Genomic DNA, 22,022 nt, shown 5'->3' with positions numbered 1-22,022 from the left:
CAAGCGTCACTAGATGTCCATCTCCCACTGAATCAACGTTCCATCGAGAGGAACGGTCAAAACGCGGAGCTGTTCCGGACCATCACAAGTATATATGTACTCACCTTTACCGCTCAAGATACGTAGTGTCGCACCGGGCCTTTGGGAAGCTAATTTCAGCATATCAGGTAACCCTTTACCCTGATGTGGGTTCCCAGTTCGCGTCCGGCCCAAATTTAAGGCGGCCTTAATCATCTTCGCGTCATCGTCCGGAACTAGGTTGAAAAGATTTAAAACCTGGCGGACTTGTTCGATGCCATGCTCCCGGACAAGCGTTCGGGGAATACCCCAACCTTGGTCGTAAAATAGAATGCGAAGCCGACCCGATACATGCTCATACGACCCCGCCATCCACCAGCGATCTTTTAGAATTGGTGCCGGCCAGCGTGGAACGTGATTCGGATAGGCATGGTGGCGAACATTACTCATAGCCTCTGAAAGCGCTCTATACAAAACTCTCGTGTTTGGCAGACGCCCTGTCAACGCTTCAAGCGATAAGCGCAATTGTTTCGCCTCATCGCCAGCGGCGCCAACGTGTGACCGAAAGCGTATGAAACTGACAGATGGCTCTCCGGCCCCCAAATGCAAGGGCGGATTTGAAACCTGAAGCAAATCAAACAATCCCATTTCATAAAGCAGTCGGCTGATTTCTGCGTCCCACTTCTCGTAATCAAGAACTCGCGGACGGAACTGCCGAATCCGTCGCCAACGATCTAATTCCGCAGCTAGCACCAAAGATGCAGCAGGACTCACTTCCCGCAATGTCGTAAAATCGAGCCGCAATGGGCGGTTTCGGCGCAACGACTGTCGGATTGCAGCGACAATTCCCATTGTCTCGTCATAATTCCTCGCGAGACTGAGAACTGGTGGAAGTGAAACTTCAATCGGTACGCGACGCTTAGCGCGCCATAGATTCCGTGGACGCCTTGTGCGTGGCGCATTCAACCCCGCGACACGAGCCTGCTTTTTCTTGTGACGGCGCAGCACTCCTTTTCGAGCGCTAAAAACCAGCCTTTTCTTATGTCTCGCGCTGATCCGACGCATTTTTCTCACAATTATTTTTGTCAGAGCCGCAACGAGCGACTCCAAATGACTCGGTCAATCAAACTTTTTAATGTGCTTTGTTCTGCAAGGAAGAACCTTCGCAAACGTCGCGCCCGTTAGATACTCTGCAACGTTCAGGCTAAAAATACAAAAAGCTGACAAATTTCTGCTTTAGAAGCAGAGGGTGTGAGAGTGAAATCGCGTCAATAAAAAATCTATTATAATCAATAATATCAATGAGATAAGATGGTGGCTGGAGGCAGATTTGAACTGCCGACCCAGGGCTTATGAGTCCCTTGCTCTACCAACTGAGCTATCCAGCCATACCGTCTTCGGCGGCGCATGGAATACGAGGCATCGCCCGGGATGTCAAGCGCGCCGCAACACCTTGTTTCTACGCCGCGATTTCGGCTTTCGCGGGAGCGGAATCACCCGCCGCCGCCCCGGATGTGCGCGCGATCCAGCCGCCGCCCAGCAGGCGTTCGCCCGCATAGACCACGCCGGCCTGGCCGGGGGCGATGCCGTATTCGGGTTCGAACAGCTCCAGCCGCGCGGCATTGTTCTGATCGGCAAAGATCCTGGCCGCCACGGCAGGCTGGGCGGAGCGCAGCTTCGCGCTGACATCCAACCCCTCGGCGGGGATCGGCTCGCCCAGCCAGTTGAGCTCGCGCAAATACACCACGCTGCGCGCCAGCGATGCCTTGGGCCCCACCACCACCTGGCGTCTGGCGGCATCGAGGCGCAGCACATAGAGCGGCTCGGGCCCCGCGACGCCGATGCCCTTGCGCTGGCCGACGGTGAAATGGATCACGCCGTCATGTCTGCCAAGAACATTGCCTTGCAGATCGACGATCTCGCCCGGCTCGGCCGCCTCGGGCCGCAGCTTGGTCACAACGGACGCATAATCGCCATTGGGCACGAAGCAGATATCCTGAGAATCCGGCTTGTCGGCCACCGCGAGGCCGAATTCCTCGGCCAGTTTGCGCACCTCGGGCTTTTCCATATGGCCCAGCGGGAAGCGCAGGTAATCCAACTGCTCGGCCGTGGTGGCATAGAGGAAATAGCTCTGGTCGCGACGCGGATCGGCGCCGCGCAGAAGCTGCGACCGGCCCGTCGCCTCGTCCACCACACGCTGCACGTAATGCCCGGTGGCGAGGCAGTCGGCGCCCAGGTCGCGCGCGGTCTGCAGCAGGTCGCGGAACTTGACCCGCTGGTTGCAGCGGATGCAGGGGATCGGCGTTTCGCCGCGCACGTAACTATCGGCGAATTCGTCGATCACCGACTGGCGGAAGCGGCTTTCGTAATCCAGCACGTAATGCGGGATGCCGAGGCGCTCGGCCACATTGCGCGCATCGTGGATATCCTGCCCGGCGCAGCAGGCGCCCTTCCGCGAAATGGCCGCGCCGTGATCGTAAAGCTGCAGGGTGATGCCAATGACCTCATAGCCCTGCCGGGCCAGCAGGCCGGCGACCACCGAGGAATCCACGCCGCCCGACATGGCCACCACCACGCGCGTGGACGCGGGGGCCTTCGGGAAACCGAGAGAGTTAAGAGCGGGCGTGGTCATCGCATCTATATAGGTGTGGCCAGCCGGACTGTCTGGCCCAGCATAAACTAAGCGGGCGGACTATAGCCGCGCTTTGCCGCCGGACAAGGAAAGATGGCGGCGGGACTGCGCCCGGCCGCGGGGATTACGCGCCGGTTTGGCGGCGGCCTGAACGTGTTTTGCGTCGTTTTGCACATGTTTTGATGCCTTAACCCATTGATATTGCTGAAGCGGCCTGTTGCGACCAGTTCGCAGGGCTTGCCGGCTGGACAGGCCGGCCGATCCATGAGAACATAACACGAACTTACCATTCCGGCAAGGAGACAGCCATGGCCACCCCCATGCCGTGCCGCCATATCGGCGTGACCATCGACCGGCCCTTTGCCGAGGTCTACGCCTTCCTGGCCGATCCGGCGAACTGGCCATCATGGGCCAGCGGACTGGGTACGTTGCGCCGGCAGATCGACGGCACATGGGTCGCCGACCAGGCCGGCGGCCGGGCAACCATCGTCTTCAGCCCGCGCAACGATTTCGGCGTGCTCGACCATCGCGTGATCACGCCCGAGGGCCAAGTGATCGACGTGCCGCTGCGCGCCATGCCGAACGGACGCGGCTGCGACGTGGTGCTGACGCTCTATCGCCATCCGGCAATGGATGACGCGACATGGGCGCGCGATCAGGACTGGGTGAGAAAGGATTTGGAGAGGTTGGCGACTATCGTATCGCCGGCCTGACCATTCCCCCCGTCGTCATGCCCGGGCTTGATCCGGGCATCCACGCATTCCTGAAAAGCGAAGAATACGGTGTTAGTCAGAGCCTTCTTCTCAGTTATTTGCCTGACGTCAAACTCTCAATTCTTCTGGACCGACGCCCGCATCTAATGCTGCATTATTGAAATAAGTGCAGAAGCCAATGGGGGAGATGGTTATGGCGGTGCCAAAAAAGGTCAGTGAGCGAATTATTACTCAACTAAAGCGTTATCAGCCAATCCTTGCCGCCGCCAGATCGCGCGACATAAGCGAGTCAGATACAGTCGTTATAATTGCAGACATGCTTGCGGATGTTCTCGGGTATAAAAAATATATCGAGATCACTACTGAGTTCGCCATTCGCGGAACTTATGTCGATTTAGCCGTAAAAATCGATAACGACGTCCGCTTCCTTGTAGAAGCAAAAGCCATTGGGATCGAGCTTAAGGATGCGCACGTCAAACAGGCCATAGATTATGGCGCAAATAACGGCATCGAATGGATAATACTCTCAAACGGCATATGCTGGCGCTTCTATAAAATTCATTTTCGCCAGCCAATAGACAAAACATTGTTATTCGAAATCGACATGTTGAACGGGAATATCCGCAGCGAAGAGTGCATAGAATGCTTTGGAAATTTATCTCGCGAATGCTTCGCCCATGATGCGCTAAACGCTTTTTATCAGCAGCAGCAAATCCTGAGCCGATACTCAATAGCGAATTTAATCCTTTCGGATGGAGTACTCTCAGCAATTCGGCGAGAACTCAAAAAAATCGCGCCAAAAGTCAAAATTGAAGAAGAAAAATTGAAATATATTCTCCAGGACGAAGTACTCAAACGAGACGTCGTGGAGGGCGAACAAGCGCAAACAGCAAAAAGCACAATTAATAAGCTGGCGAAGAAAGCCGCGAGGGAAAAAGCCAAAAGCATCGAGGCAAAGGATGCGGCTCCTAGTAATACGGAAAATATGCAAAAAGTCTCACTGCAAAACCCCTCAACGGCGTGAGAGAACTGACAACAAGACGTGGACCCTCGGGCCAAGCCCGAGGGTGACGAATGGTTGGTAATGGCGAGGATTCTGGGGCCGTCAAATAATATTTCAAATATGCTTGCATACGGAAGCATATCGGTATATATCCGGCGACATGAGCAACGCCACCGCCCTCTCCGCCCTGCTGCGCCTGTTCCGCGCCCAGGCCTTCCTCGATGCCCGGCTGAACCCCGAACTCAATTCGGTGCATGGCCTGGGGCTGAATGAACTGCTGCTGCTGATGCAGCTGGCCCATGCGCCCCTGCATCGCCTGCGCCGCGTCGACCTGGCGCAGCGCCTGCACACCAGCCAGTCCACCATCACGCGCATGTGCCTGCCGCTGGAGAAATCCGGCTTCGTGAAGCGCGAGGCCGATCCGCGCGATGCCCGCGTGGGCTATGTGGTGCTGAGCAAAACCGGCCTCACCCGCGTGGAAGAAGCCGAGAAGACGCTGAAGCGCAAGGCGGCCGAAGTGTTCCGCGACCGCTGGGATTCCGACGAGATCGCCACGCTGGCCGAGCTGCTCGGCCGGTTCACGGCGGCGTTGCCGGGCGACATACCCTAAGGCGATGCCGGGCGGCACAGGCCCGGCGACGATGCGGATTGCATCCCTGCAATTCCGCGCTTGCGCCACCCGCCCGCCGCTTTAGTCTGCCGCCATGCTGAAGATTCTGGGCAAGGTTTCCTCGATCAACGTGCGCAAGGTGCTGTGGGCCTGTGCCGAGATGGGCGTGCCATACGCGCGCGAGGACTGGGGCGCGGGCTTCCGGAGCACCGACGATCTGGCCTTCGCCGCGCTCAATCCCAACCGCCTGGTGCCTGTCGTCATCGATGGCGATTTCGTGCTGTGGGAGTCGAACACCATCCTGCGCTGGCTGGCCGCGCGCGAAGAACGCTTCGACCTGCTGCCGCGCGCCGATGCCCAACATGCGCGCGCGCGGGCGCGCGTCGAGCAGTGGATCGACTGGCAGGCCACCGAGTTCAATGCCGCCTGGCGCTATGCCTTCCTGGCGTTGGTGCGGCGCGCGCCGGGTTTCGACGACGCCGGCCAGATCGCCGCCTCGCTGCAAAGCTGGGCCGGCATGCTGGCGATCGTCGAGGCGCAACTGCAGAAGACGGGCGGGCATATCGCGGCGCAGGCCTTCACGCTGGCCGACATCCCCGTCGGCCTCGGCGTGCATCGCTGGATGCTGACGCCCATCGAGCAATTCGGGGAAGCGGCCGGCTTTACGCGCCCCGCCTTCCCCCATGTGCAGGCCTATTACGACAGGCTGCGCGCGCGGCCGGCTTTCCAGTCGCATGGCAGCCTGGGCGTGGCCTAGGCCAGCAGCCAGCGCGCCACGATATAGAGGCCCAGCAGCAGCAGCCCGAGATAGAAGACGCGCTTGAATGCGGCTTCCGACAGGCGGTGCCGCAGGCGGCGGCCCAGCGCCATGCCGGCCAGCGCCGGCACGACGCAGCCGGCAGACATGGCCAGGGTTTCCGGGCCCAGCATGCTGCGGCCGCCTAGGCTGGCGCCGAGGCCAAGCGTGGAAGCCATGAACAGCAGGCCCATCGCCTGCACGAACTGGTCGCGGCTCAGGCCCAGCGCCTGCAGGTAGGGCACGCCGGGCACCACGAAGCTGCCGGTGAGCCCGGTGAGGATGCCGTTGACGATGCCGGTCAGCGGCCCGGCCCAGACTTCATGGCGCGCGGCGAGGCGCAGCGGCGGCCGCAGCAGGCCGAGCAGCGCATAGACCATCAGCAGCAGGCCGAGCAAGGCGGCCAGCGCCCTGCCGTCCACCGCGCCGAGCGCGGCGCTGCCCGGCCAGATGGCGATGGCGGCGCAGAGCAGGAAGGGCCACAGCCGGCGCAGCAGCGCGCGCAGATGCCCGCCATGCAGGGCCTGCCACAGGTTGGTGACCAGGTTGGGCGCCAGCAGCAGGATCATCGCCAGCGTGAGGTCGAGCGTGGCCGCCAGCAGGCCGAGCGAGATGCTGGGCAGGCCAAGGCCGATCACGCCCTTCACCATGCCGGCGAGCAGGAAGACGGCGACAATCCAGGCCAACGTCAGGGGATCAAAAGTCATGGACAGCTCCGGAACCGAATCTCCGGCGATCATGGCAGGACCACGGCGGCGGATGCTTCGGTGCGGGTCGAAGTATGGGCTGGAAACTCAGCCGGCGAACCAGTCGCCGACCGGCTTGAACAGGCCGAGCCCGGCGGCCTCGGCGAGGCGGATCTCGGCCCAGGTGAGGCCGAGCAGCACGCATTCCTGACGCGGGGCGCCATGCTGCCTGAGCAGGCGGCGCAGGCGTTGCGCCCGCTGCGCCTCGGTGTCCATCGGCCGGAAGGGCAGCGTCAGCAGCGCCTCGACCTTGCCGTCATGCGATGCGTTGATCCGCTGCAGCAGCGCGCGGCGCGTTGCCGCATCCAGCGGGCCGGTCATCGCCTCGTCGAGCAGCAGGAACAGCCGTCCATCGAGCCGCGCGATCTTGTCGGTGATCTCCGGTGCGGCAGCCAGATGCAATCCGCCGTCACGGTCGCGCGTCGCCGCGAAGGCATGATGCAGCGGCAGCAGCAGCGTCGAGAGATGGCAGCCGCGATCGAGTAGTGCGAGCGTGACATCGCGATAACTCAGGCCGAGCCGGGCGGCGCGGCGCAGGCGCATCTGCACGATCTCGCGCGGCGGCGCCTGCCAGGCTTTGGCATGGGCGCGGCGCCAGGCCACGGCAACGCCCGACATGTCGAGCGGTGGCCCGCCATTGTGGCCGATGCCGGCCAGGCGCGAGGGAATCAGGCCCGATACGGCCGGCGGGCGACGCAGCAGGGTTTCCAGATTCGGGTGGCGGCTGTGGAAAAATCGGTCGCCCATGGGTCCTCGTTACAATCCCGTAACAGGCTTCAGTCTTCCGCATATGCCGCAGGGCGTCAATCGCACCTGTAATACCCGCGCGGCGTGGCGTAACCGGATTTCTACTGCCCGGCGCAGCGCGGGATCGCTAGCGTCGCCCGGTGCCGCCCGTATGGCCGTCCCTGTATTTCCGTCCGACGAAGAGTCGCCGCATGTCTGTCCTGTCCGTCCAGCCGCCGACCATTCCCCGTTCACCGGCCAGCATCACCGCAGGCCATGGCTGGCCCGACATCCACGACCCGCACATGCACACCTTCCTGCGCTGCTGGGCCCAGTGGCGCCAGCCGGCGCCGCGCTTCGGCCCGGTGGACGCGCCGACCGGCAAGCTGCCGCCGCGGCGGCGCGACATCGATCCGATCGCACTGCGCCACTGCCTGCCGCATCTGTGGATCTTCCGCCTCGATCCCGACCTGCGCAACGCCCGCCTCACGCTCGCCGGCGAGGAGATCCTGTTCTACTGGGGTCGCGGCATCATCGGCCTCGACCTGAAGGAGCTGTGGGGCGATGAAGCCAAGGCCCGCGTCAGCCTCGAAAGCCTGGTGCGCTGTGCCGCGACGCCGGCGATCATCCACGGCCGGCCGCAGAACCATGCGCCGAAAGCCTATGGCCTGAGCATCGAGCGGCTGATGCTGCCGCTGATGAACGACGACGGATCGCCCTTCGGCGTGATCGGCTACAGCCTGTTCAGGCGCGATCCAGAATGGACCGAGTCGGTGCGGCCGCGCCCCAGCGATGCGATGCAGGCCTATCCCCTGGCCGAGCTGCCCGACCTGCCGCCGGACTGACAGCGCAAGGCAGGACTGCTAGGCTCGCGCGGCCATTCCGGAGGGCCGCACCATTCCTGATCTGCCCGGTTTCAATTCGCACGGTTTCGATCCGCTGGTCGTCGGGTTCGCCGCCGCGCTGGGCATCGGCCTGCTGATCGGCGCCGAGCGCGAGCGCCGCAAGGGCGAAGGGCCGCAGCGCGCCGCTGCCGGCATCCGCACCTTCACGCTGGCCGCGCTGGCCGGCGCCACCGCGATCACCATCGGCGGGGCCCTGCTGCTGGCCGTCGCAACCGCCGGCACCGCCCTGCTGACCGCCATCGCCTATCGCCGCCAGATGCAGAGCGAGGCCGGCCGCGACGATCCGGGCCTCACCTCGGAAATCGCCCTGCTGCTGACCCTGCTGCTCGGCGGATTGTGCATGGAACGGCCCGACCTGGCCGCCGGCGTCGGCGTGGCGGTGACGGCGCTGCTGGCGGCGCGCAACGCGATGCATGCCTTCGTGCGCCGGGTGCTGACCGAAGCCGAGGTGCGCGACGGGCTGATCTTCGCCGGCGCCACGCTGGTGATCCTGCCGCTGCTGCCCGATCGCGCGATGGGGCCCTATGCCGCGTTCAACCCGGCCAAGATCTGGATCGTGGTGATCCTGGTGATGGCCATCGGCGGCATCGGCCATATTGCCCGGCGCGCCCTGGGCAGCCGCCACGGCCTGCCGCTGGCCGGCTTTGCCGGCGGCTTCGTGTCCAGCACCGCCACCATCGGCGCGCTGGGCGGCCATGCCCGCAGGACGCCGCACGACCGCAGCGCTGCAGTGGCCGGCGCGGTGCTGTCGACGGTGGCCACCGTTCTGCAGATGGCGGCGGTGCTGGCGGCAGTGAGTCTGACGGTGCTGGCCGAACTTGCCCGGCCGCTCATCTGCGCCGGCCTGGCCGCCATGTTGTATGGCGCTGTTTTCACCCTCGCCGCCCTGCGGCAGGAGCATGGCCATAGCGGCGAGCCCGGCCGCGCCTTCCGGCTCGGCAGCGCGCTGCTTTTCGCCGCCCTGCTGGCGGCGATGCTGTTCGCCGCGGCGGCGCTGCAGGACATCTTCGGCGCGCAGGGCGTGCTGGTGGCGGCCGCTCTGGCCGGCTTCGCCGACACCCATGCGGCGGCGATCTCGGTGGCGGCGCTGGTTCAGGGCGGCAAGATCGATGCGGCGACCGCCGCAATCCCGGTGCTGGCCGCCTTCACCGCCAACACGGCCAGCAAGATGGCCTTCGCCTGGTTCGCCGGCGGCGGCGGCTATGCCCTGCGGGTGATTCCCGGCCTGCTGCTGGTGGCAGGCGCGGCCTGGGCCGGGCTGCTGCTGCTGAGCTGACCGTCAGTCCTCGTCGCGGACGTAGGGATTCTTGCCCTTGCGCAGATGCATGCGGATCGGCACGCCCTGCAGGTCGAAGGTCTCGCGCAGGCCGTTGATCAGATAGCGCAGGTAGGATTCAGGGATGAACTCGGCGCGCGGCGCGAACAGCGCAATCGTCGGCGGCCGCGCCTTCACCTGGGTGGCATAGCGGATGCGCACGCTGCGCCCGCCGGCCAGCGGCGGCGGATTGCGCGCGATCATCTCCTCCAGCCAGCGGTTGAGCTGCGAGGTGGGGATGCGGCGGTTCCAGCGTTCATACTGCTTCATCACCGCCGGCAGCAGGCGATCGAGATGGCGGCCGGTCAGCGCCGAGAAGGTGACGACCGGAATGCCGCGCGCCTGCGGCAGCGATTTCTCCAGCCGATCCTCGATCTCCTTCAGTGCCAGCGCACGGTCTTCCACCGCGTCCCACTTGTTCACCGCGATCACCAGGGCGCGGCCTTCCTGCATCACATGGTCGGCGATGGTGAGATCCTGCTTGTCCATGCCCAGCGCGCCATCCAGCACCAGCACCACAACCTGGGCCAGGCGCACGGTGCGCAGCGTGTCGGCGACCGACAGTTTCTCCAGCTTGTGCTCGACGCGGGCCTTGCGGCGCAGACCGGCCGTGTCGACCAGTTTCACCCGCCGGCCCTCGTATTCCCATTCGATGGCGATAGCATCGCGGGTCAGGCCCGGCTCGGGGCCGGTGAGCAGGCGGTCGCTGCCGATCAGCTTGTTGACCAGCGTCGACTTGCCCGCATTGGGGCGGCCGACCACGGCAAGCTGGATCGGACGGTTCGGATCTTCCGCCGGCGCCTCGGCATCGGGATCGATGTCGATATCGGCCTCGACCATGTCGAGTTCATCCGCATCGTCGCCCGGCACGCCCTCGGCATTGCCGGCGATATGCTCGATGAGGGCCAGCGACAGGTCGTACAGGCCCTCGCCATGTTCGGCCGAAACCGGGATCGGGTCGCCGAAGCCCAGGCCATGCGCCTCGGCCACGCCGAACCCGCCGGCACCGCCCTCGCATTTGTTAGCCAGCAGCAGCACCGGCCGCTTCTGCTTGCGCAGCCAGTTGGCGAAATGCCTGTCCATCGGCGTGACGCCGGCGCGGCCGTCAATGACGAACAGCACGGCGGCCGCCTCGCGCACGGCCGCCTCCGTCTGCTGCCGCATGCGGCCGGCCATGCTCTCGTCGTCGGCCTCTTCCAGGCCGGCAGTATCGACGGCGATGAATTCGAGATCGCCCAGCCGCGCCGCGCCCTCGCGCCGGTCGCGCGTGACGCCCGGCGTGTCGTCGACGATGGCCAGGCGCTTGCCGACCAGGCGATTGAACAGAGTCGACTTGCCGACATTGGGCCGGCCGACGATAGCGACTTTGGCGGGCATGGCGACTGTCTTAGCGATATGCGATCAGCTGCGCGTCGTCGGTGACGACATAGAGCGTGCCGTCGGCCACCACGGGCGCTACCGACGCCTTGTCGGGCAGCGAGACCTGGCCGATCAGGTCGCCGGTATAGGGCGACACGGCGAACAGGCGCTCGTCGGTGGAGGCCAGCAGCAGGCGGTCGCCCGCCAGCACCGGGCCATGCCAGGTGATGATGCCCTTGCGCGTCTTTGCCTTGGGGTCTTCATAGCGGCGCAACTGGCGGATCCATTTCACCTTGCCATCGCGGCGCGACAGGCAGAGCAGTTCGGCGTCGATGGTGACGGCATAGATGAAATCGCCGGCCGCCCATGGCGTCTGGATGCTGGGGATGACGCGCTCCCAGATGCGTTCGCCGCTGCGCATGTCGAGCGCAACGAACCGGCCCGACTGGCTGACGGCATAGACGCGGTCGCGGTCGATCACCGGACGGCCGTTGATGTCGTTCAGCGCGCCGGCCTGGCTGATGCGGCCCGAAGCGCGGATGAGCTGTTCGCTCCACACCACCACGCCGGTATCGGCGCGCAGGGCCAGCAGCTCGCCCGAGGAAAACGGCACCACCACCACATTGCCTTCGACCGCAGGATTGGCCGCGCCGAGGAAGCCGGCCGTTTCGGCCACGCCGGCATAGGTCCACAATTCGGTGCCGCGCTCGATATCCAGCGCATGCACCTGGTTGTCGTAGGTGACGGCGAAGACGCGGTTGCCCTCGGCCGCCGGCGCGCCGCGGATCGGCTGCTTCAGCGAGGTGACCCAATGGGCAAGGCCGGTGGAATCCTGCAGCGCGACCACATCGCCGTAGCCGGTGGTGACGATCACGCGGCCGGCATGCCAGGCGAGGCCGCCGCCGATGGCGCCGCCCTCTTCCCTGCGCGGGGTGAGTTCGACGCGCCACAGGCGCCGACCGGTATTCGCGTCGAAGGCGCTGACGCGGGCCTCGGCATCCATGGCAAAAACGCGGCCGCCCGCCACCACGGGCTGGGACAGGATCTTCTGCTCGTCGTCGGCCGAACTGCCGAGATCGGCGCTCCAGGCGCGGCGCAGGCCGTCGCCCAGGGCCAGGTGATACATCGCATGGCCGGGATAGCCGCCGCCCTGCGGCCATTCCGGATTGCGCCACGGTTTCGGCAGCGAGACCGGCGTTTCGGCCAGTTGCGGATCGGGATCGAGCTGGCTGTCGAAGGCGAGCACGGAAATGCGCTCGCCGGTCACCACCGGCTTGGTCTCGCTGGCGAACCAGTCCGACACCGTGTCGCAGCCAGCAAGACCGAGGGCAGCAACGGCGACGGCAGCGAGGCGGAACATCGGATGACGCATCAGCATGACGGCCTGCCGCTCAGTTCACAGGGCCGCCCAGGGCGGCGAGCAATTCGGCGGCGCGGCCACGCAAGCCGGCGGGCACCAGCGGATCATCGGCCAGCGCGGTGAGCTGCTGACGCGCGGCATCGCGGTTGCCCGCCTTCAGTTCGGCCAGGGCCTGCAGTTCGCGGGCATTGGCATGCCATGCGCTGTCGGCCGGGATCGCGGCGACATGCCGGCGCACGCCATCGGCGCCGAGCGTATCGAAGCCGTGAAAGGCCGCCAGGTAGTTGGCAAGATCGCGGAAGCGCCGGTCCAGGCCGCCATCGGAGGCGATGGCGGCATAGGCGGCCACGGCGCCGGCAACATCCTTGGCCTCGATCAGCATGGCGGCCTGCTGGAAGCGCGCCAGCAGGGCATAGCCGTCCTTGCCGGCGGCAGCCATGTCGGCGAAAGCCTTGGCGGCATCGGCGGGCTTGCCGGCCTGGGCCTGGTTGAGCGCCGCCGAGAACGCGACGCCGGCAGCGGCGGCCTTCTCGGCCTGCCAGTTCTTCCAGACCTGGTGACCGGCGACGCCGGCGAGCAGCAATACGATGAGGCCGATGGCATAGGGGCTCCAGCGCTTCCAGGCTTTTTCCAGCCTGTCGCGGCGCACTTCCTCGTCGACTTCCTCGATGAAATTGGCCACAGAAGACTCCCTGAACTGACGGCCGGTCCGGCGACCGGTTTTGAAGCGGCGCGTACCTTACCCGCATCCCCGCGCGATGGCAAAGCCCGGAAGACTCCCAAATTTTCAGATAACCATTTGATAACACATAGAGTCTTGGCACGACTCGGAAAATCGATTAACCTGCCCGCGCCCATGAAGTCAGGGATGTCGATGCCGGTGGTTCGCCGGCCGGCCCTTCAGAGGGGGGAAAGACGAATGATCGGTTTCCGGAATGCGACAATCGCCGTGGCGATTCTGGCCGCTGCCGCCGGCCTGGCCGCCTCTGGTGTCGTCGCGACCGGCGCCGCCCAGGCTCAGTCCAAGAAGGCCGCCAAGCCGACCGCGCTGGTCCCCTTCGAGGCCGAGCGCGCCAAGGAACGCGGCGACCGCAACCTGATTCGCCTGAACGACGACATCACCCGCATGTCGGCCTCCCGCGTGGTGGAACTGCCCGTGGTGGACGGCCGCATGGGCGATCATGCCCGGCTGGAGGATGTCGAGATATTCTTCCCCTTCGGCAGCATCGTGCTGGCGACCGCCGAATTCCACAAATACCGCCCCGCCCTGGTAGCCAGCGCGGCCGTGACGCCGGTGCCGGATGTGAGCGCCGATCCGCGCTATGACCGGGTGAAGAGCTTCGACCACCAGCTCGGCAAGGTCTGCGCCAGCGAGAAGCTGAACGAGCATCACCGCGTCGAGATGCGCATCAGCCCCGAGCGCGTGCTGTCGCTGGTGCATATCACCCCGGCCAAGCATCAGGGCCCGACCGCCTCCGACAATCCGTCCTACAAGGTGGTGAGTGCGCTGGAGATGCGGTTCCTGTCGTTCAAGGAACCCGATGCCGAGCGGCTGTACCGCCAGTGCCAGCGCCCGGCCGGCACCAAGCTGTCGCAGAAAGACTGACCCCTTCCCCGCATGATGCTGACCGGCCATGACGCAGACTGACTGGCTGCGTCTCGCGGCCCTGATTCTAGCCTTCATGCTGATCATGCCCGCCGTGCTGCGCCTGCCCGGCGCCATCGGCGGCAGGCGCATGCTGCTGTTCGTCGCCGCCTGGCTCGGCATCTTCCTGCTGGTCGGGCTGGCTTACAGCTTCTTTGGCAGCCCCGGCTGAAAAAGATTCGGCCGCGCCGCACTGGTCAGCCGCCGCGGCCGCTCCAGATAAACACTCGGTTTCCGGGGATTTTCCATCACGCGGAATTTATCACCGTGCGGTGTCGCGGCGGCCCACAATCCGTCGCCCATCGACCCCGATCCAGGATCGACCTGCTTCAACCGGAGGAAAAAAATGAACGCCGACCTGCTCAGCCTGATGCCGAAGGTGGATTTCAGCCGCCGCGGCTTCATGGCTACCAGCCTGATCACCGGCTTTACCGTGGCTGCGGGCCCGGTGATGGCCCAGACCGCCATCCGCACCGACGCCAGCGGCCTGAATGCCGGCGAGGTGGACATCCCGGTCCAGGGCGGCATGATGAAGGCCTACCGCGCCCAGCCGGCCGGTGCCGGCCCCTTCCCCACCATCCTGGTGGTGCAGGAGATCTTCGGCGTGCACGAATACATCAAGGATACCTGCCGCCGTTTTGCCAAGCTGGGCTATCAGGCGATCGCCTCTGATCTTTTCGCCCGCCAGGGCGACATGAGCAAGGTGACCGACATCCCCGCCGCGCAGGCGGTCGCCGCCAAGGTGCCCGATGCGCAGGTGATGGCCGATCTGGACGCGACGGCGGCCTGGGCGGCCAAGAATGGCGGCAACCCGAACAGGCTGGGCATCACCGGCTTCTGCTGGGGCGGCCGCATCACCTGGCTGTATTCGGCGCATAACCCGAAGGTGAAGGCCGGCGTGGCCTGGTATGGCCGCCTGATCGGCAATGCCAGCGAACTGACACCGAAGCATCCGGTCGATATCGCCAAGGACCTGAAGGCGCCGGTGCTGGGCCTGTATGGCGGCGCCGACCAGGGCATCCCGAACGCCACCGTCGACCAGATGAAGGCGGCGCTGGACGCGGCGAAGAAGTTCAACGTCTTCTACGTCTATCCCGACACGCCGCATGCCTTCCATGCCGACTACCGGCCGAGCTACCGCAAGGAGCAGGCCGAGGATGCCTGGGGCAAGGCCGTGGCCTTCTTCAAGCTGCATCTCGGGTAAGACAGGGCGCCCGCGCGAACCAGGGGAAGCATGCTAGGCTGACGCCGCCAAGAGACGGAGTCGCCTGCATGCTTCTGGTTCCCACCTATGCCGCCGCCAGCGCCATTCAGGGCGTCGGCCTGTTTGCCGCCGCCCCGATTGCAAAAGGCACGCTGATCTGGCGCTTCGAGCCGGATTTCGACCGCATCATCCCGGAAGCCGAATTCGCCCGCCTGCCCGAAGTGGCACGCGCCTTCGTCGAACGCTACGGCTATGTCACGCCGCAGATTCCCGGCGGCTGGGTGGTCAGCCTCGACAACACGCGTTTCATCAACCATTCCACCACACCGAATACCGACAACGCGACGCCGGCGACCTATGCCGCGCGCGACATCGCACAGGGTGAGGAGATCACCTGCGACTACGGCGAGTTCTGCGAGTTCACGCTGGACTGAAAATGAAAAGGCCCGCCCCGGAAGGCGGGCCCCTGCCCTGGCCCGGGCGAGCGGCTCAGAGGATATCCTTGAGCTGCTTGGATGCCTTGAAGCGCACCGACTTGGAGGCGGCGATCTTGATCGTCTCGCCGGTCTGCGGATTGCGGCCCTTGCGCGCGCCGCGCTTGGACACCTTGAAGGTGCCGAAGCCGACGATGGTGAAGCCACCCTCCTTCTTCAGCGACTTTGCCATCGCCTCGAACACCGCATCGACGGCATCGCCAGCCGAGGCCTTGGTGCAGCCCGCGGTCTCGCGGACGATTTCAATCAGATCAGCCTTGTTCATCACACCCTCCGGAATCCTGCGGATCATCCCCGCCATACAGAATCGGACGATCCGCAGCGGGTGAGTGCAGTTACCACATTCACCGCTTCAGACAAGGCCAACAAAACCGCCCAGGCCCCTTGTGCTGCGCCATGCGGTCCGCAACCGCGATTCGCCGCGGCGCGGAAAGAGCGAGTCGCTATCGGATCCCCTGTCGACCCGACTTGATCGAGATCAAAGCCGCGGCGGAACGCCGCTGGCTAGCCTCCGGTCCGCAAGAAACGTCCATTACCGAATCCGGGAGAGACACGTCATGCCGTTCGGCGAACAGCTCTATCTGATCGGCGCCTGCAGCGCCTTCGTGATCTTCGCGCTGGCGCTCATGGTCTGCCGCGCCACGTCGGCCGACCGGCCGAAGTAACTCAGCCCAGCAGCGGCTTGTGCAGCAGGGCGCGCAAGGCGCCGTCCTGCACCATGCGCTTGGCCGCGGCCAGATCCGGCGCCAGATAACGGTCCTCGGTCATCATCGGCACGGCATCGCGCAGCAATCCTTGCGCCTGCCGCAGATGCGCGCTGGTGCACAGCGGCGCGCGCAGATCCACGCCCTGCGCGGCGCACAGCCATTCCACCGCCACGATGCCGGCGGCGTTCTCGGCCATGGCCAGCAGGCGATAGCCGGCATGGGCGGCCATGGAGACATGGTCTTCCTGGTTCGCCGATGTCGGGATGGTGTCGATGCTGGCCGGATGGGCACGCTGCTTGTTTTCCGAGGCCAGCGCGGCGGCCGTCACCTGCGCGATCATGAAGCCCGAATTGATCCCGGGATTCGGCGCGAGGAAGGCCGGCAGGCCGGACAGCACCGGATCAACCAGCAGCGAGATGCGTCGTTCCGAGAGGTTGCCGATCTCGGCCAGCGCGATGGCGATGATGTCGGCGGCGAAGGCCACCGGTTCGGCATGGAAGTTGCCGCCGGAAAGAATCTCGTCCGGCCCAAACACCAGCGGGTTGTCGGAAACGCCATTGGCCTCAGCAGTCAGCGTGCCGGCCGCCTGGCGCAGCAGGTCAAGCGCCGCGCCCATCACCTGCGGCTGGCAGCGCAGGCAATAGGGATCCTGCACGCGCGGATCGTCGGTGCGATGGGAGGCGCGGATCTCCGAACCGTCGAGCAGTTCGAGCAGCAGGGCCGCCACCGCGATCTGCCCGGGCTGGCGGCGGGCAGCATGGATGCGCGGATCGAACGGCGTGTCGGAACCGGCCGCCGCATCCACGCTGAGCGCCCCGGTGATCAGGGCCGCCGCCGTCACGTCCTCGGCGGCGAACAGGCCGGCGAGCGCCAGCGCGGTGGAAACCTGCGTGCCGTTGAGCAGCGCGAGGCCCTCTTTCGCGCCAAGTTTCAATGACTGCAGACCCGCCTTCGCCAAACCCTCGCCGGCTGGGCATTCGCGGCCGGCGATGCGCACATTGCCCTCGCCCAGCAGTGGCAGCACCAGATGCGCCAGCGGCGCGAGATCGCCCGAGGCGCCGACCGAACCCTGGGCCGGCACGCAGGGCAGCACATCGGCATTCAGCAACGCCTGCAGCGCCGCGATGGTGGCCCATTGCACGCCCGACAGGCCCTGGGCCAGCGAATTGAGTTTCAGCAGCAGGATCAGCCGCACGACGGCATCGGGCAGCAGCGGCCCGGTGCCGACGGCGTGGCTGAGCACCAGGCGGCGCTGCAACTCGGCCACCTGATCGGGCGCGATGCGCACGCGGGCGAGTTTGCCGAAGCCGGTATTGACGCCATAGACCGCGGCATCGCCGGCGGCGGCGCGCGCCACCGCATCGGCCGCAGCCGCGATGCCGGCACGCGCGGCCGGATCGACCTCCACCCGGAACGGCCCGCCGCGATAGAGCCGGGCCAGATCGGTCAGCGTGAGCGTTCCCGGCGTCAGTCGATAGGCCACATGCATCCCCGTCTCCATGGCGGAACCGAGTATAGGCTAAGGCTGGGCCGGTCAGGTTGTCTATACATGATTATTTGACTTGCCGTCTTTCGCGCCACGGTCTTTAATTAGGCATCCGCGCCGAGGCCAATGGCGGCCGCGGCCGCAGCCTTCCGGGGGATCAACCACATGAAAAAGTTGTCGATTTTGGGGGCCGCCGCGGCCCTGACCCTGCTTGCCGGCACACCCGCCACGGCGCAGGACATGCCGAAGATCGTGCTGGGCATGAGCGGCTGGACCGGCTTCGCCCCGTTGACGCTGGCGGCCGAAACCGGCCTGTTCAAGAAGCATGGCGTGGATGTCGAGATCAAGTTCATCCCGCAGAAGGAACGCCACCTGACGGTCGCCGCCGGCGCCACCCAGGCGGTTGCCACCACGGTTGACACCTTCATCTCCTACTCCGCCGCCGGCATCCCGCTGGCCCAGGTGCTGCTGCTCGACAAGTCGAAGGGCGGCGACGGCCTGGCGGTGCGCGCCAACATCAACTCGATCAAGGACCTCAAGGGCAAGACCATCGCCGTCGACGGCGCCGGTACCACGCCGTATTTCACCCTGATGGCGATGCTCAAGCGCAACGGCATGAGCGTGAAGGATGTGCAGTATGCCGTGCTGGCGCCGAACCCCGCGGCCCAGGCCTTCGTCGCCGGTCAGTACGATGCCGCCGTGACCTACGAGCCGTATCTGTCGCAGATCCGCAACGCGCCGAATGCCGGCAAGATCCTGCTCACCACCCTGGACGTGCCGGTGGTGGTTGACATGGTCGCCTTCCAGCCCGACTTCATCAAGAAGAACCCCAAGGTGGTGCAGGGCGTGGTGAACGGCTTCTTCGACGCGCTGGAGATGATCAAGAAGGAACCCGACAAGTCCTACGAGATCATGGGTGCCAAGGTGAAGCAGACCGGCCCGGATTTCGCCAAGTCGGCCAGCTATATCGCCTGGCAGGACAAGGCGGCCAACCAGGCCTATTTCAAGGGCGAACTGCAGGCCTTCATGAAAGAGGCTGCCGACATCCAGCTCGAAGCCGGCGTGATCCGTTCGATCCCCGACCTGAAGGTCATGGTCGACGACAGCTTCATCAAGTAACCGCGCATCTCATCGCATAAGGGCGTTTCGTGTTTGAACCCTTGAAACCCGTTTCCCCGGGGCGCCGCGTCGCCCTGGGGATTCTCTTTTTCGTATTGTTCTTCGCACTGTGGGGCGCGGTGACATACGGCGGACTGGTGCCGCCGCTGTTCCTGGCCGACCCGCTGAAAGCCGCCCGTGCCGGCGTGAGCCTGTTCGTCGAATACGGCTTCATCGGCGATGTGGGCGTCACCATCTGGCGCGTGGTGGGTGGCTTCGTGATCGCAGCGATCTTCGCCGTGCCACTCGGCATCCTGATGGGCGCCTTCAAGGGCGTGGAAGCCTTCTTCGAACCCTTCATCTCCTTCGCCCGCTACCTGCCGGCCTCGGCCTTCATTCCGCTGCTGATCCTGTGGGCCGGCGTGGGCGAGGCACAGAAGCTGGCCGTGATCGTGATCGGCTCGTTCTTCCAGATCGTGCTGATGGTGGCAGTGATCGTGGGCGGCAGCCGCATGGATCTGGTGGAAGCTTCCAAGACCCTGGGCGCACGGCGCTGGGGCATCGTGATGCGGGTGCTGCTGCCGGGCGCCGCGCCGCAGATTGCCGAGACGTTGCGGCTGGTGCTGGGCTGGGCCTGGACCTACGTGATCGTCGCCGAACTGATCGGTGCGCAAAGCGGCATCGGCCACATGATCATGGACAGCCAGCGCCTGCTGGATACCGGGCAGATGATCTTCGGCATCTTCGTGATCGGCCTGATCGGCCTGATCTCCGACTTCCTGTTCAAGCAGGCCAACGCGCGCCTCTATCCCTGGTATTTCCTCAAGTGAGCAAGCTTCAGATCGATAACGTGAGCCGGGTGTTCCCCGGCATGCGCGGCGGCGAGCCGACCCGGGCACTGGAACCCACCAGCATCAGCGTCGCCGACAATGACTTCATCACCATCCTCGGTCCATCCGGCTGCGGCAAGAGCACGCTGCTGCGCATCGTAGCCGGGCTGGACCAGCCCACCACAGGCCAGGTTCTGCTGGATGGCCAGCCGGTGCGCGAGCCGGGGCCGGATCGCGGCATGGTATTCCAGTCCTACACGCTGTTCCCCTGGCTGACCGTGCGGGAGAATATCTGCTTCGGCCTGCGCGAGAAGGGTGTGGCCGAGAAGGAACAGGCCGACATCGCCGCCCGCTTCATCGACCAGGTGGGCCTGAAGGGTTTCGAGAACCACTACCCCAAGCAGCTTTCCGGCGGCATGCAGCAGCGCACGGCCCTGGCCCGCGCGCTGGCCAACGACCCGAAGATCCTGCTGCTCGACGAGCCCTTCGGCGCGCTGGACAACCAGACCCGCGCCCTGATGCAGGAGCTGCTGCTCGGCATCTGGGAGAAGGCGCGCAAGACCGTGCTGTTCGTCACCCACGACATCGACGAAGCCATCTTCATGGCCAATCGCGTGCTGGTGATGACCGCCCGCCCCGGCCGGGTGAAATGCGACATCGGCATCGACCTGCCGCATCCGCGCCATTACACGGTGAAGACCACGCCGGAATTCGCCAGCCTGAAAGCGCGGCTGACCGAGGAAATCCGCGTGGAGTCGATCCGTGCCGCCGAAGCTGAGCATTAGGCCGTTCAAATCCACCGACCGCCCCGCCGTGATCGCGCTGTGGCAGGCCTGCGGCCTGACGCGGCCATGGAACGACCCGGACAGCGATATCGCCTTCTGCATGTCGAAGCCGGAATCCACCATCCTGGTGGGCGAGCAGGATGGGAAGATCGTCGCCAGCGTGATGACCGGTCATGACGGCCATCGCGGCTGGCTGTATTACCTCGCCGTCGAGCCATCGATCCAGAAATCCGGTTTTGGCCGCGCCATGGTGAAGGCGGCCGAGGACTGGCTGCGGGCGCGCGGCGTGCCGAAGGTGATGCTGATGGTGCGGCCGGAAAACGAGCGAGTGCGCGCCTTCTACGATGCGCTGGGCTATACGGAAGAGCCGCGCGTGATCTTCAGCCGAAGACTGGACGGCAAGTAAGTCTGGATCAGGCGGCGGGGCAAAAATCCTGCTGCGCCCTGGTCCTTTGGCCGATGCGTTCGCCGATTTCGCCCAGCAGGTCAACCAAGCCGCGCAACCGCAGGCCTTCTTCGGTCAGGCTGTATTCCGTGCCAGGCGGAATGCCGGGCAGAACCCTGCGCTGCACCACTCCCGCCTCTTCCAGTCCGCGCAGATCGAGCGTGAGCATGCGCTGCGAGATATTGGGCATGGCACGGCGCAGATCGGAAAACCGCATCGGTCCATCCAGCAGGTAATAGACCAGCACGATGCGCCAGCGTCCACCCAGCACGCGCATGGCTTCCTCCAGCGGGCAACCCGACACGCTTTCCTTCATCGCAGCCTCCATTCAGGTATAAAAAATGTGCCTGGGCCACAAAATTGTGCCGTCTTCACAAGGCACGGGCCGTTCTCCATGTTCTGCAACGCTAACGCTCCGGCGTGAAAAGGAAAGGATGCAGATTATGGAACCCGTGCTTTTTTATGGCGTGCCGCAGGGCTGTTCGTTCGGCTCGATCGTCGCGCTGGAATGGCTTGGCCGCCCCTATCGGCTGTGCCGCATCAATATGCCCGACGACATGCAGGACGATCTCTATGCGCGCTTCAATCCGGTGCGCGAGACGCCGGTGCTGCTGCTGGAGAATGGCGCGAGCCTGTGCGAGAGCGCGGCGATCCTGCAGAACCTGGCCGCCCGCGCGCCCGAGCGGATCGGCTATCCCGCCGGCAGTCTGGAGCTTGAGCGGCTCAACCAGATGCTGGCCTTCCTCAACACCACCTTCTTCGCCGCCTTCAGTCCGCTCTGGACGGCCTATGAAATGGAATCCGATCCGCCGGTGCAGGCGGTGCTGCGCGACCTGGGCCGGCGTCAGGTGGCCAAAGCCCATGCGCAGCTTGAAACCTTGCTGGGCGGTCGTGACTGGCTGGTGGGGCCGCGACGCAGCATCGCCGATGCCTATCTGACCGGCATCGCGCGCTGGGCCGAATACCACAAGGCGACGGAGCAGTCGGCCTATCCGAGCCTGCATCGCCTGCTGCAGCGGCTGAACAACGATCCGGCCGTGACCTTCGCCCGTGCCATCGAGGCCGGCGAGGAGCCGCGGGGCAGCGGGGCCTTCCTTGGCCATGTGCGGCTGGCCGACCTGGCGCCGCGACTGGCGGCCTGACGG

The 22,022-nt window shown here is 65.1% G+C and carries 25 protein-coding genes and 1 tRNA gene; 15 read left to right on the top strand and 11 right to left on the bottom strand.

The window, feature by feature from the left end; translation table 11 throughout:
• Window positions 1-9: 9 nt before the first annotated feature.
• The 3 genes from ACK4FK_RS07995 to mnmA all read right to left on the bottom strand — a co-directional run bounded on the left by ACK4FK_RS07995 (window position 10) and on the right by mnmA (window position 2,650).
• Window positions 10-870 (bottom strand): hypothetical protein, encoded by an 861-nt coding sequence (locus tag ACK4FK_RS07995; RefSeq protein WP_409743606.1) that lies wholly within the window; start codon window positions 868-870, stop codon window positions 10-12.
• A gap of 460 nt (window positions 871-1,330) precedes the next feature.
• Window positions 1,331-1,406, bottom strand: a tRNA-Met gene (locus ACK4FK_RS07990).
• 71 nt (window positions 1,407-1,477) lie between these two features.
• The gene (gene mnmA / locus ACK4FK_RS07985) at window positions 1,478-2,650 is read right to left on the bottom strand and encodes a tRNA 2-thiouridine(34) synthase MnmA (RefSeq protein ID WP_409743604.1); all 1,173 of its coding nucleotides are present in this window, start codon (window positions 2,648-2,650) and stop codon (window positions 1,478-1,480) included.
• Between the two features lie 308 nt (window positions 2,651-2,958).
• Here mnmA and ACK4FK_RS07980 point away from each other — a divergent pair, with 308 nt between their 5' ends.
• From ACK4FK_RS07980 to ACK4FK_RS07965, 4 genes are all read left to right on the top strand, one after another.
• Window positions 2,959-3,363: a polyketide cyclase gene (locus tag ACK4FK_RS07980; RefSeq protein ID WP_409743601.1), complete on the top strand. Its 405-nt coding sequence runs from the start codon at window positions 2,959-2,961 to the stop codon at window positions 3,361-3,363.
• A gap of 193 nt (window positions 3,364-3,556) precedes the next feature.
• Window positions 3,557-4,387 (top strand): type I restriction enzyme HsdR N-terminal domain-containing protein, encoded by an 831-nt coding sequence (locus ACK4FK_RS07975; protein WP_409743598.1) that lies wholly within the window; start codon window positions 3,557-3,559, stop codon window positions 4,385-4,387.
• 139 nt (window positions 4,388-4,526) lie between these two features.
• Window positions 4,527-4,976 carry a MarR family winged helix-turn-helix transcriptional regulator gene (locus ACK4FK_RS07970; protein ID WP_409743595.1) on the top strand — a complete coding sequence of 150 codons (450 nt, stop codon included), beginning with the start codon at window positions 4,527-4,529 and terminating at the stop codon, window positions 4,974-4,976.
• 94 nt (window positions 4,977-5,070) lie between these two features.
• Window positions 5,071-5,733 (top strand): glutathione S-transferase family protein, encoded by a 663-nt coding sequence (locus tag ACK4FK_RS07965; protein WP_409743593.1) that lies wholly within the window; start codon window positions 5,071-5,073, stop codon window positions 5,731-5,733.
• Here the strand turns inward: ACK4FK_RS07965 and ACK4FK_RS07960 are convergent.
• Together ACK4FK_RS07960 and ACK4FK_RS07955 are read right to left on the bottom strand one after the other, a co-directional pair.
• Window positions 5,730-6,479: a sulfite exporter TauE/SafE family protein gene (locus ACK4FK_RS07960; RefSeq protein WP_409743590.1), complete on the bottom strand. Its 750-nt coding sequence runs from the start codon at window positions 6,477-6,479 to the stop codon at window positions 5,730-5,732. The two genes, ACK4FK_RS07965 and ACK4FK_RS07960, sit on opposite strands and share 4 nt — an antisense overlap.
• Before the next feature lie 87 nt (window positions 6,480-6,566).
• Window positions 6,567-7,265, bottom strand: a complete 699-nt coding sequence (locus ACK4FK_RS07955) for a hypothetical protein (RefSeq protein ID WP_409743588.1) — start codon at window positions 7,263-7,265, stop codon at window positions 6,567-6,569.
• Window positions 7,266-7,456: 191 nt separating this feature from the next.
• Between ACK4FK_RS07955 and ACK4FK_RS07950 the strand changes: the two genes are divergently transcribed.
• Window positions 7,457-8,089, top strand: coding sequence for a PAS domain-containing protein (locus ACK4FK_RS07950; RefSeq protein ID WP_409743585.1), 633 nt, complete (start codon window positions 7,457-7,459; stop codon window positions 8,087-8,089).
• Between the two features lie 34 nt (window positions 8,090-8,123).
• On the top strand, window positions 8,124-9,425 hold the full coding sequence (locus ACK4FK_RS07945) for an MgtC/SapB family protein (RefSeq protein WP_409744180.1): 1,302 nt from the start codon (window positions 8,124-8,126) through the stop codon (window positions 9,423-9,425).
• Between the two features lie 3 nt (window positions 9,426-9,428).
• On the opposite strand, the gene der is transcribed toward ACK4FK_RS07945, so the two are convergent.
• The 3 genes from der to ACK4FK_RS07930 are packed head-to-tail and all read right to left on the bottom strand — an operon-like array spanning window position 9,429 to window position 12,865.
• Window positions 9,429-10,841: a ribosome biogenesis GTPase Der gene (gene der, locus ACK4FK_RS07940; protein ID WP_409743582.1), complete on the bottom strand. Its 1,413-nt coding sequence runs from the start codon at window positions 10,839-10,841 to the stop codon at window positions 9,429-9,431.
• A 10-nt stretch (window positions 10,842-10,851) separates the two neighbouring features.
• A complete protein-coding gene (locus tag ACK4FK_RS07935) occupies window positions 10,852-12,201 on the bottom strand; it encodes a PQQ-binding-like beta-propeller repeat protein (protein ID WP_409743579.1) in 1,350 nt (449 codons plus the stop codon).
• 13 nt (window positions 12,202-12,214) lie between these two features.
• Window positions 12,215-12,865 (bottom strand): tetratricopeptide repeat protein, encoded by a 651-nt coding sequence (locus tag ACK4FK_RS07930; RefSeq protein WP_409743576.1) that lies wholly within the window; start codon window positions 12,863-12,865, stop codon window positions 12,215-12,217.
• A 237-nt stretch (window positions 12,866-13,102) separates the two neighbouring features.
• Here ACK4FK_RS07930 and ACK4FK_RS07925 point away from each other — a divergent pair, with 237 nt between their 5' ends.
• The 4 genes from ACK4FK_RS07925 (at window position 13,103) to ACK4FK_RS07910 (ending at window position 15,466) form a co-directional block, all read left to right on the top strand.
• Window positions 13,103-13,789: a hypothetical protein gene (locus ACK4FK_RS07925; protein WP_409743573.1), complete on the top strand. Its 687-nt coding sequence runs from the start codon at window positions 13,103-13,105 to the stop codon at window positions 13,787-13,789.
• Between the two features lie 28 nt (window positions 13,790-13,817).
• Window positions 13,818-14,000 carry a hypothetical protein gene (locus ACK4FK_RS07920; RefSeq protein WP_409743570.1) on the top strand — a complete coding sequence of 61 codons (183 nt, stop codon included), beginning with the start codon at window positions 13,818-13,820 and terminating at the stop codon, window positions 13,998-14,000.
• 174 nt (window positions 14,001-14,174) lie between these two features.
• The gene (locus ACK4FK_RS07915) at window positions 14,175-15,032 is read left to right on the top strand and encodes a dienelactone hydrolase family protein (protein WP_409743567.1); all 858 of its coding nucleotides are present in this window, start codon (window positions 14,175-14,177) and stop codon (window positions 15,030-15,032) included.
• Window positions 15,033-15,100: 68 nt separating this feature from the next.
• On the top strand, window positions 15,101-15,466 hold the full coding sequence (locus ACK4FK_RS07910) for an SET domain-containing protein (protein WP_409743564.1): 366 nt from the start codon (window positions 15,101-15,103) through the stop codon (window positions 15,464-15,466).
• A gap of 55 nt (window positions 15,467-15,521) precedes the next feature.
• On the opposite strand, the gene ACK4FK_RS07905 is transcribed toward ACK4FK_RS07910, so the two are convergent.
• Together ACK4FK_RS07905 and hutH are read right to left on the bottom strand one after the other, a co-directional pair.
• Window positions 15,522-15,791 (bottom strand): HU family DNA-binding protein, encoded by a 270-nt coding sequence (locus ACK4FK_RS07905; protein WP_409743561.1) that lies wholly within the window; start codon window positions 15,789-15,791, stop codon window positions 15,522-15,524.
• Between the two features lie 401 nt (window positions 15,792-16,192).
• Window positions 16,193-17,722: a histidine ammonia-lyase gene (gene hutH, locus ACK4FK_RS07900; RefSeq protein WP_409743558.1), complete on the bottom strand. Its 1,530-nt coding sequence runs from the start codon at window positions 17,720-17,722 to the stop codon at window positions 16,193-16,195.
• A gap of 162 nt (window positions 17,723-17,884) precedes the next feature.
• Here hutH and ACK4FK_RS07895 point away from each other — a divergent pair, with 162 nt between their 5' ends.
• The 4 genes from ACK4FK_RS07895 to ACK4FK_RS07880 are packed head-to-tail and all read left to right on the top strand — an operon-like array spanning window position 17,885 to window position 20,838.
• Window positions 17,885-18,838 (top strand): ABC transporter substrate-binding protein, encoded by a 954-nt coding sequence (locus ACK4FK_RS07895; protein WP_409743555.1) that lies wholly within the window; start codon window positions 17,885-17,887, stop codon window positions 18,836-18,838.
• Window positions 18,839-18,867: 29 nt separating this feature from the next.
• Complete coding sequence (locus ACK4FK_RS07890; protein WP_409743553.1) at window positions 18,868-19,647, top strand: ABC transporter permease; 780 nt, start codon at window positions 18,868-18,870, stop codon at window positions 19,645-19,647.
• Window positions 19,644-20,432, top strand: a complete 789-nt coding sequence (locus ACK4FK_RS07885) for an ABC transporter ATP-binding protein (RefSeq protein WP_409743551.1) — start codon at window positions 19,644-19,646, stop codon at window positions 20,430-20,432. The genes ACK4FK_RS07890 and ACK4FK_RS07885 overlap by 4 nt, the downstream gene beginning before the upstream one ends.
• Window positions 20,410-20,838 (top strand): GNAT family acetyltransferase, encoded by a 429-nt coding sequence (locus ACK4FK_RS07880; RefSeq protein ID WP_409743548.1) that lies wholly within the window; start codon window positions 20,410-20,412, stop codon window positions 20,836-20,838. The genes ACK4FK_RS07885 and ACK4FK_RS07880 overlap by 23 nt, the downstream gene beginning before the upstream one ends.
• A 7-nt stretch (window positions 20,839-20,845) precedes the next feature.
• Here the strand turns inward: ACK4FK_RS07880 and ACK4FK_RS07875 are convergent, their stop codons facing one another.
• Entirely contained in the window at window positions 20,846-21,193 is a 348-nt protein-coding gene (locus tag ACK4FK_RS07875; protein ID WP_409743545.1) for a winged helix-turn-helix transcriptional regulator, read from the bottom strand.
• A 127-nt stretch (window positions 21,194-21,320) separates the two neighbouring features.
• Here ACK4FK_RS07875 and ACK4FK_RS07870 point away from each other — a divergent pair, with 127 nt between their 5' ends.
• Window positions 21,321-22,019, top strand: a complete 699-nt coding sequence (locus ACK4FK_RS07870; RefSeq protein WP_409743542.1) for a glutathione S-transferase family protein — start codon at window positions 21,321-21,323, stop codon at window positions 22,017-22,019.
• Window positions 22,020-22,022: the final 3 nt, after the last annotated feature.

This window comes from Ferrovibrio sp. (assembly GCF_046297895.1).
In the GTDB taxonomy this organism is placed as follows: Bacteria; Pseudomonadota; Alphaproteobacteria; order Ferrovibrionales; family Ferrovibrionaceae; genus Ferrovibrio.
The sequence above is the reverse complement of the archived record's forward strand: the minus strand, read 5'-3'. Positions and strand labels throughout refer to the sequence as shown.

Excerpts from the sequence above, each read along its gene's own strand:
- ACK4FK_RS07995 (WP_409743606.1), bottom strand. The coding sequence starts at position 870 with ATGGGAATTGTCGCTGCAATCCGACAGTCGTTGCGCCGAAACCGCCCA.
- mnmA (WP_409743604.1), bottom strand. The coding sequence starts at position 2,650 with ATGACCACGCCCGCTCTTAACTCTCTCGGTTTCCCGAAGGCCCCCGCG.
- ACK4FK_RS07980 (WP_409743601.1), top strand. The coding sequence starts at position 2,959 with ATGGCCACCCCCATGCCGTGCCGCCATATCGGCGTGACCATCGACCGG.
- ACK4FK_RS07975 (WP_409743598.1), top strand. The coding sequence starts at position 3,557 with ATGGCGGTGCCAAAAAAGGTCAGTGAGCGAATTATTACTCAACTAAAG.
- ACK4FK_RS07970 (WP_409743595.1), top strand. The coding sequence starts at position 4,527 with ATGAGCAACGCCACCGCCCTCTCCGCCCTGCTGCGCCTGTTCCGCGCC.
- ACK4FK_RS07965 (WP_409743593.1), top strand. The coding sequence starts at position 5,071 with ATGCTGAAGATTCTGGGCAAGGTTTCCTCGATCAACGTGCGCAAGGTG.
- ACK4FK_RS07960 (WP_409743590.1), bottom strand. The coding sequence starts at position 6,479 with ATGACTTTTGATCCCCTGACGTTGGCCTGGATTGTCGCCGTCTTCCTG.
- ACK4FK_RS07955 (WP_409743588.1), bottom strand. The coding sequence starts at position 7,265 with ATGGGCGACCGATTTTTCCACAGCCGCCACCCGAATCTGGAAACCCTG.
- ACK4FK_RS07950 (WP_409743585.1), top strand. The coding sequence starts at position 7,457 with ATGTCTGTCCTGTCCGTCCAGCCGCCGACCATTCCCCGTTCACCGGCC.
- der (WP_409743582.1), bottom strand. The coding sequence starts at position 10,841 with ATGCCCGCCAAAGTCGCTATCGTCGGCCGGCCCAATGTCGGCAAGTCG.
- ACK4FK_RS07935 (WP_409743579.1), bottom strand. The coding sequence starts at position 12,201 with ATGCTGATGCGTCATCCGATGTTCCGCCTCGCTGCCGTCGCCGTTGCT.
- ACK4FK_RS07925 (WP_409743573.1), top strand. The coding sequence starts at position 13,103 with ATGATCGGTTTCCGGAATGCGACAATCGCCGTGGCGATTCTGGCCGCT.
- ACK4FK_RS07920 (WP_409743570.1), top strand. The coding sequence starts at position 13,818 with ATGACGCAGACTGACTGGCTGCGTCTCGCGGCCCTGATTCTAGCCTTC.
- ACK4FK_RS07915 (WP_409743567.1), top strand. The coding sequence starts at position 14,175 with ATGAACGCCGACCTGCTCAGCCTGATGCCGAAGGTGGATTTCAGCCGC.
- ACK4FK_RS07910 (WP_409743564.1), top strand. The coding sequence starts at position 15,101 with ATGCTTCTGGTTCCCACCTATGCCGCCGCCAGCGCCATTCAGGGCGTC.
- ACK4FK_RS07905 (WP_409743561.1), bottom strand. The coding sequence starts at position 15,791 with ATGAACAAGGCTGATCTGATTGAAATCGTCCGCGAGACCGCGGGCTGC.
- hutH (WP_409743558.1), bottom strand. The coding sequence starts at position 17,722 with ATGCATGTGGCCTATCGACTGACGCCGGGAACGCTCACGCTGACCGAT.
- ACK4FK_RS07895 (WP_409743555.1), top strand. The coding sequence starts at position 17,885 with ATGAAAAAGTTGTCGATTTTGGGGGCCGCCGCGGCCCTGACCCTGCTT.
- ACK4FK_RS07875 (WP_409743545.1), bottom strand. The coding sequence starts at position 21,193 with ATGAAGGAAAGCGTGTCGGGTTGCCCGCTGGAGGAAGCCATGCGCGTG.
- ACK4FK_RS07870 (WP_409743542.1), top strand. The coding sequence starts at position 21,321 with ATGGAACCCGTGCTTTTTTATGGCGTGCCGCAGGGCTGTTCGTTCGGC.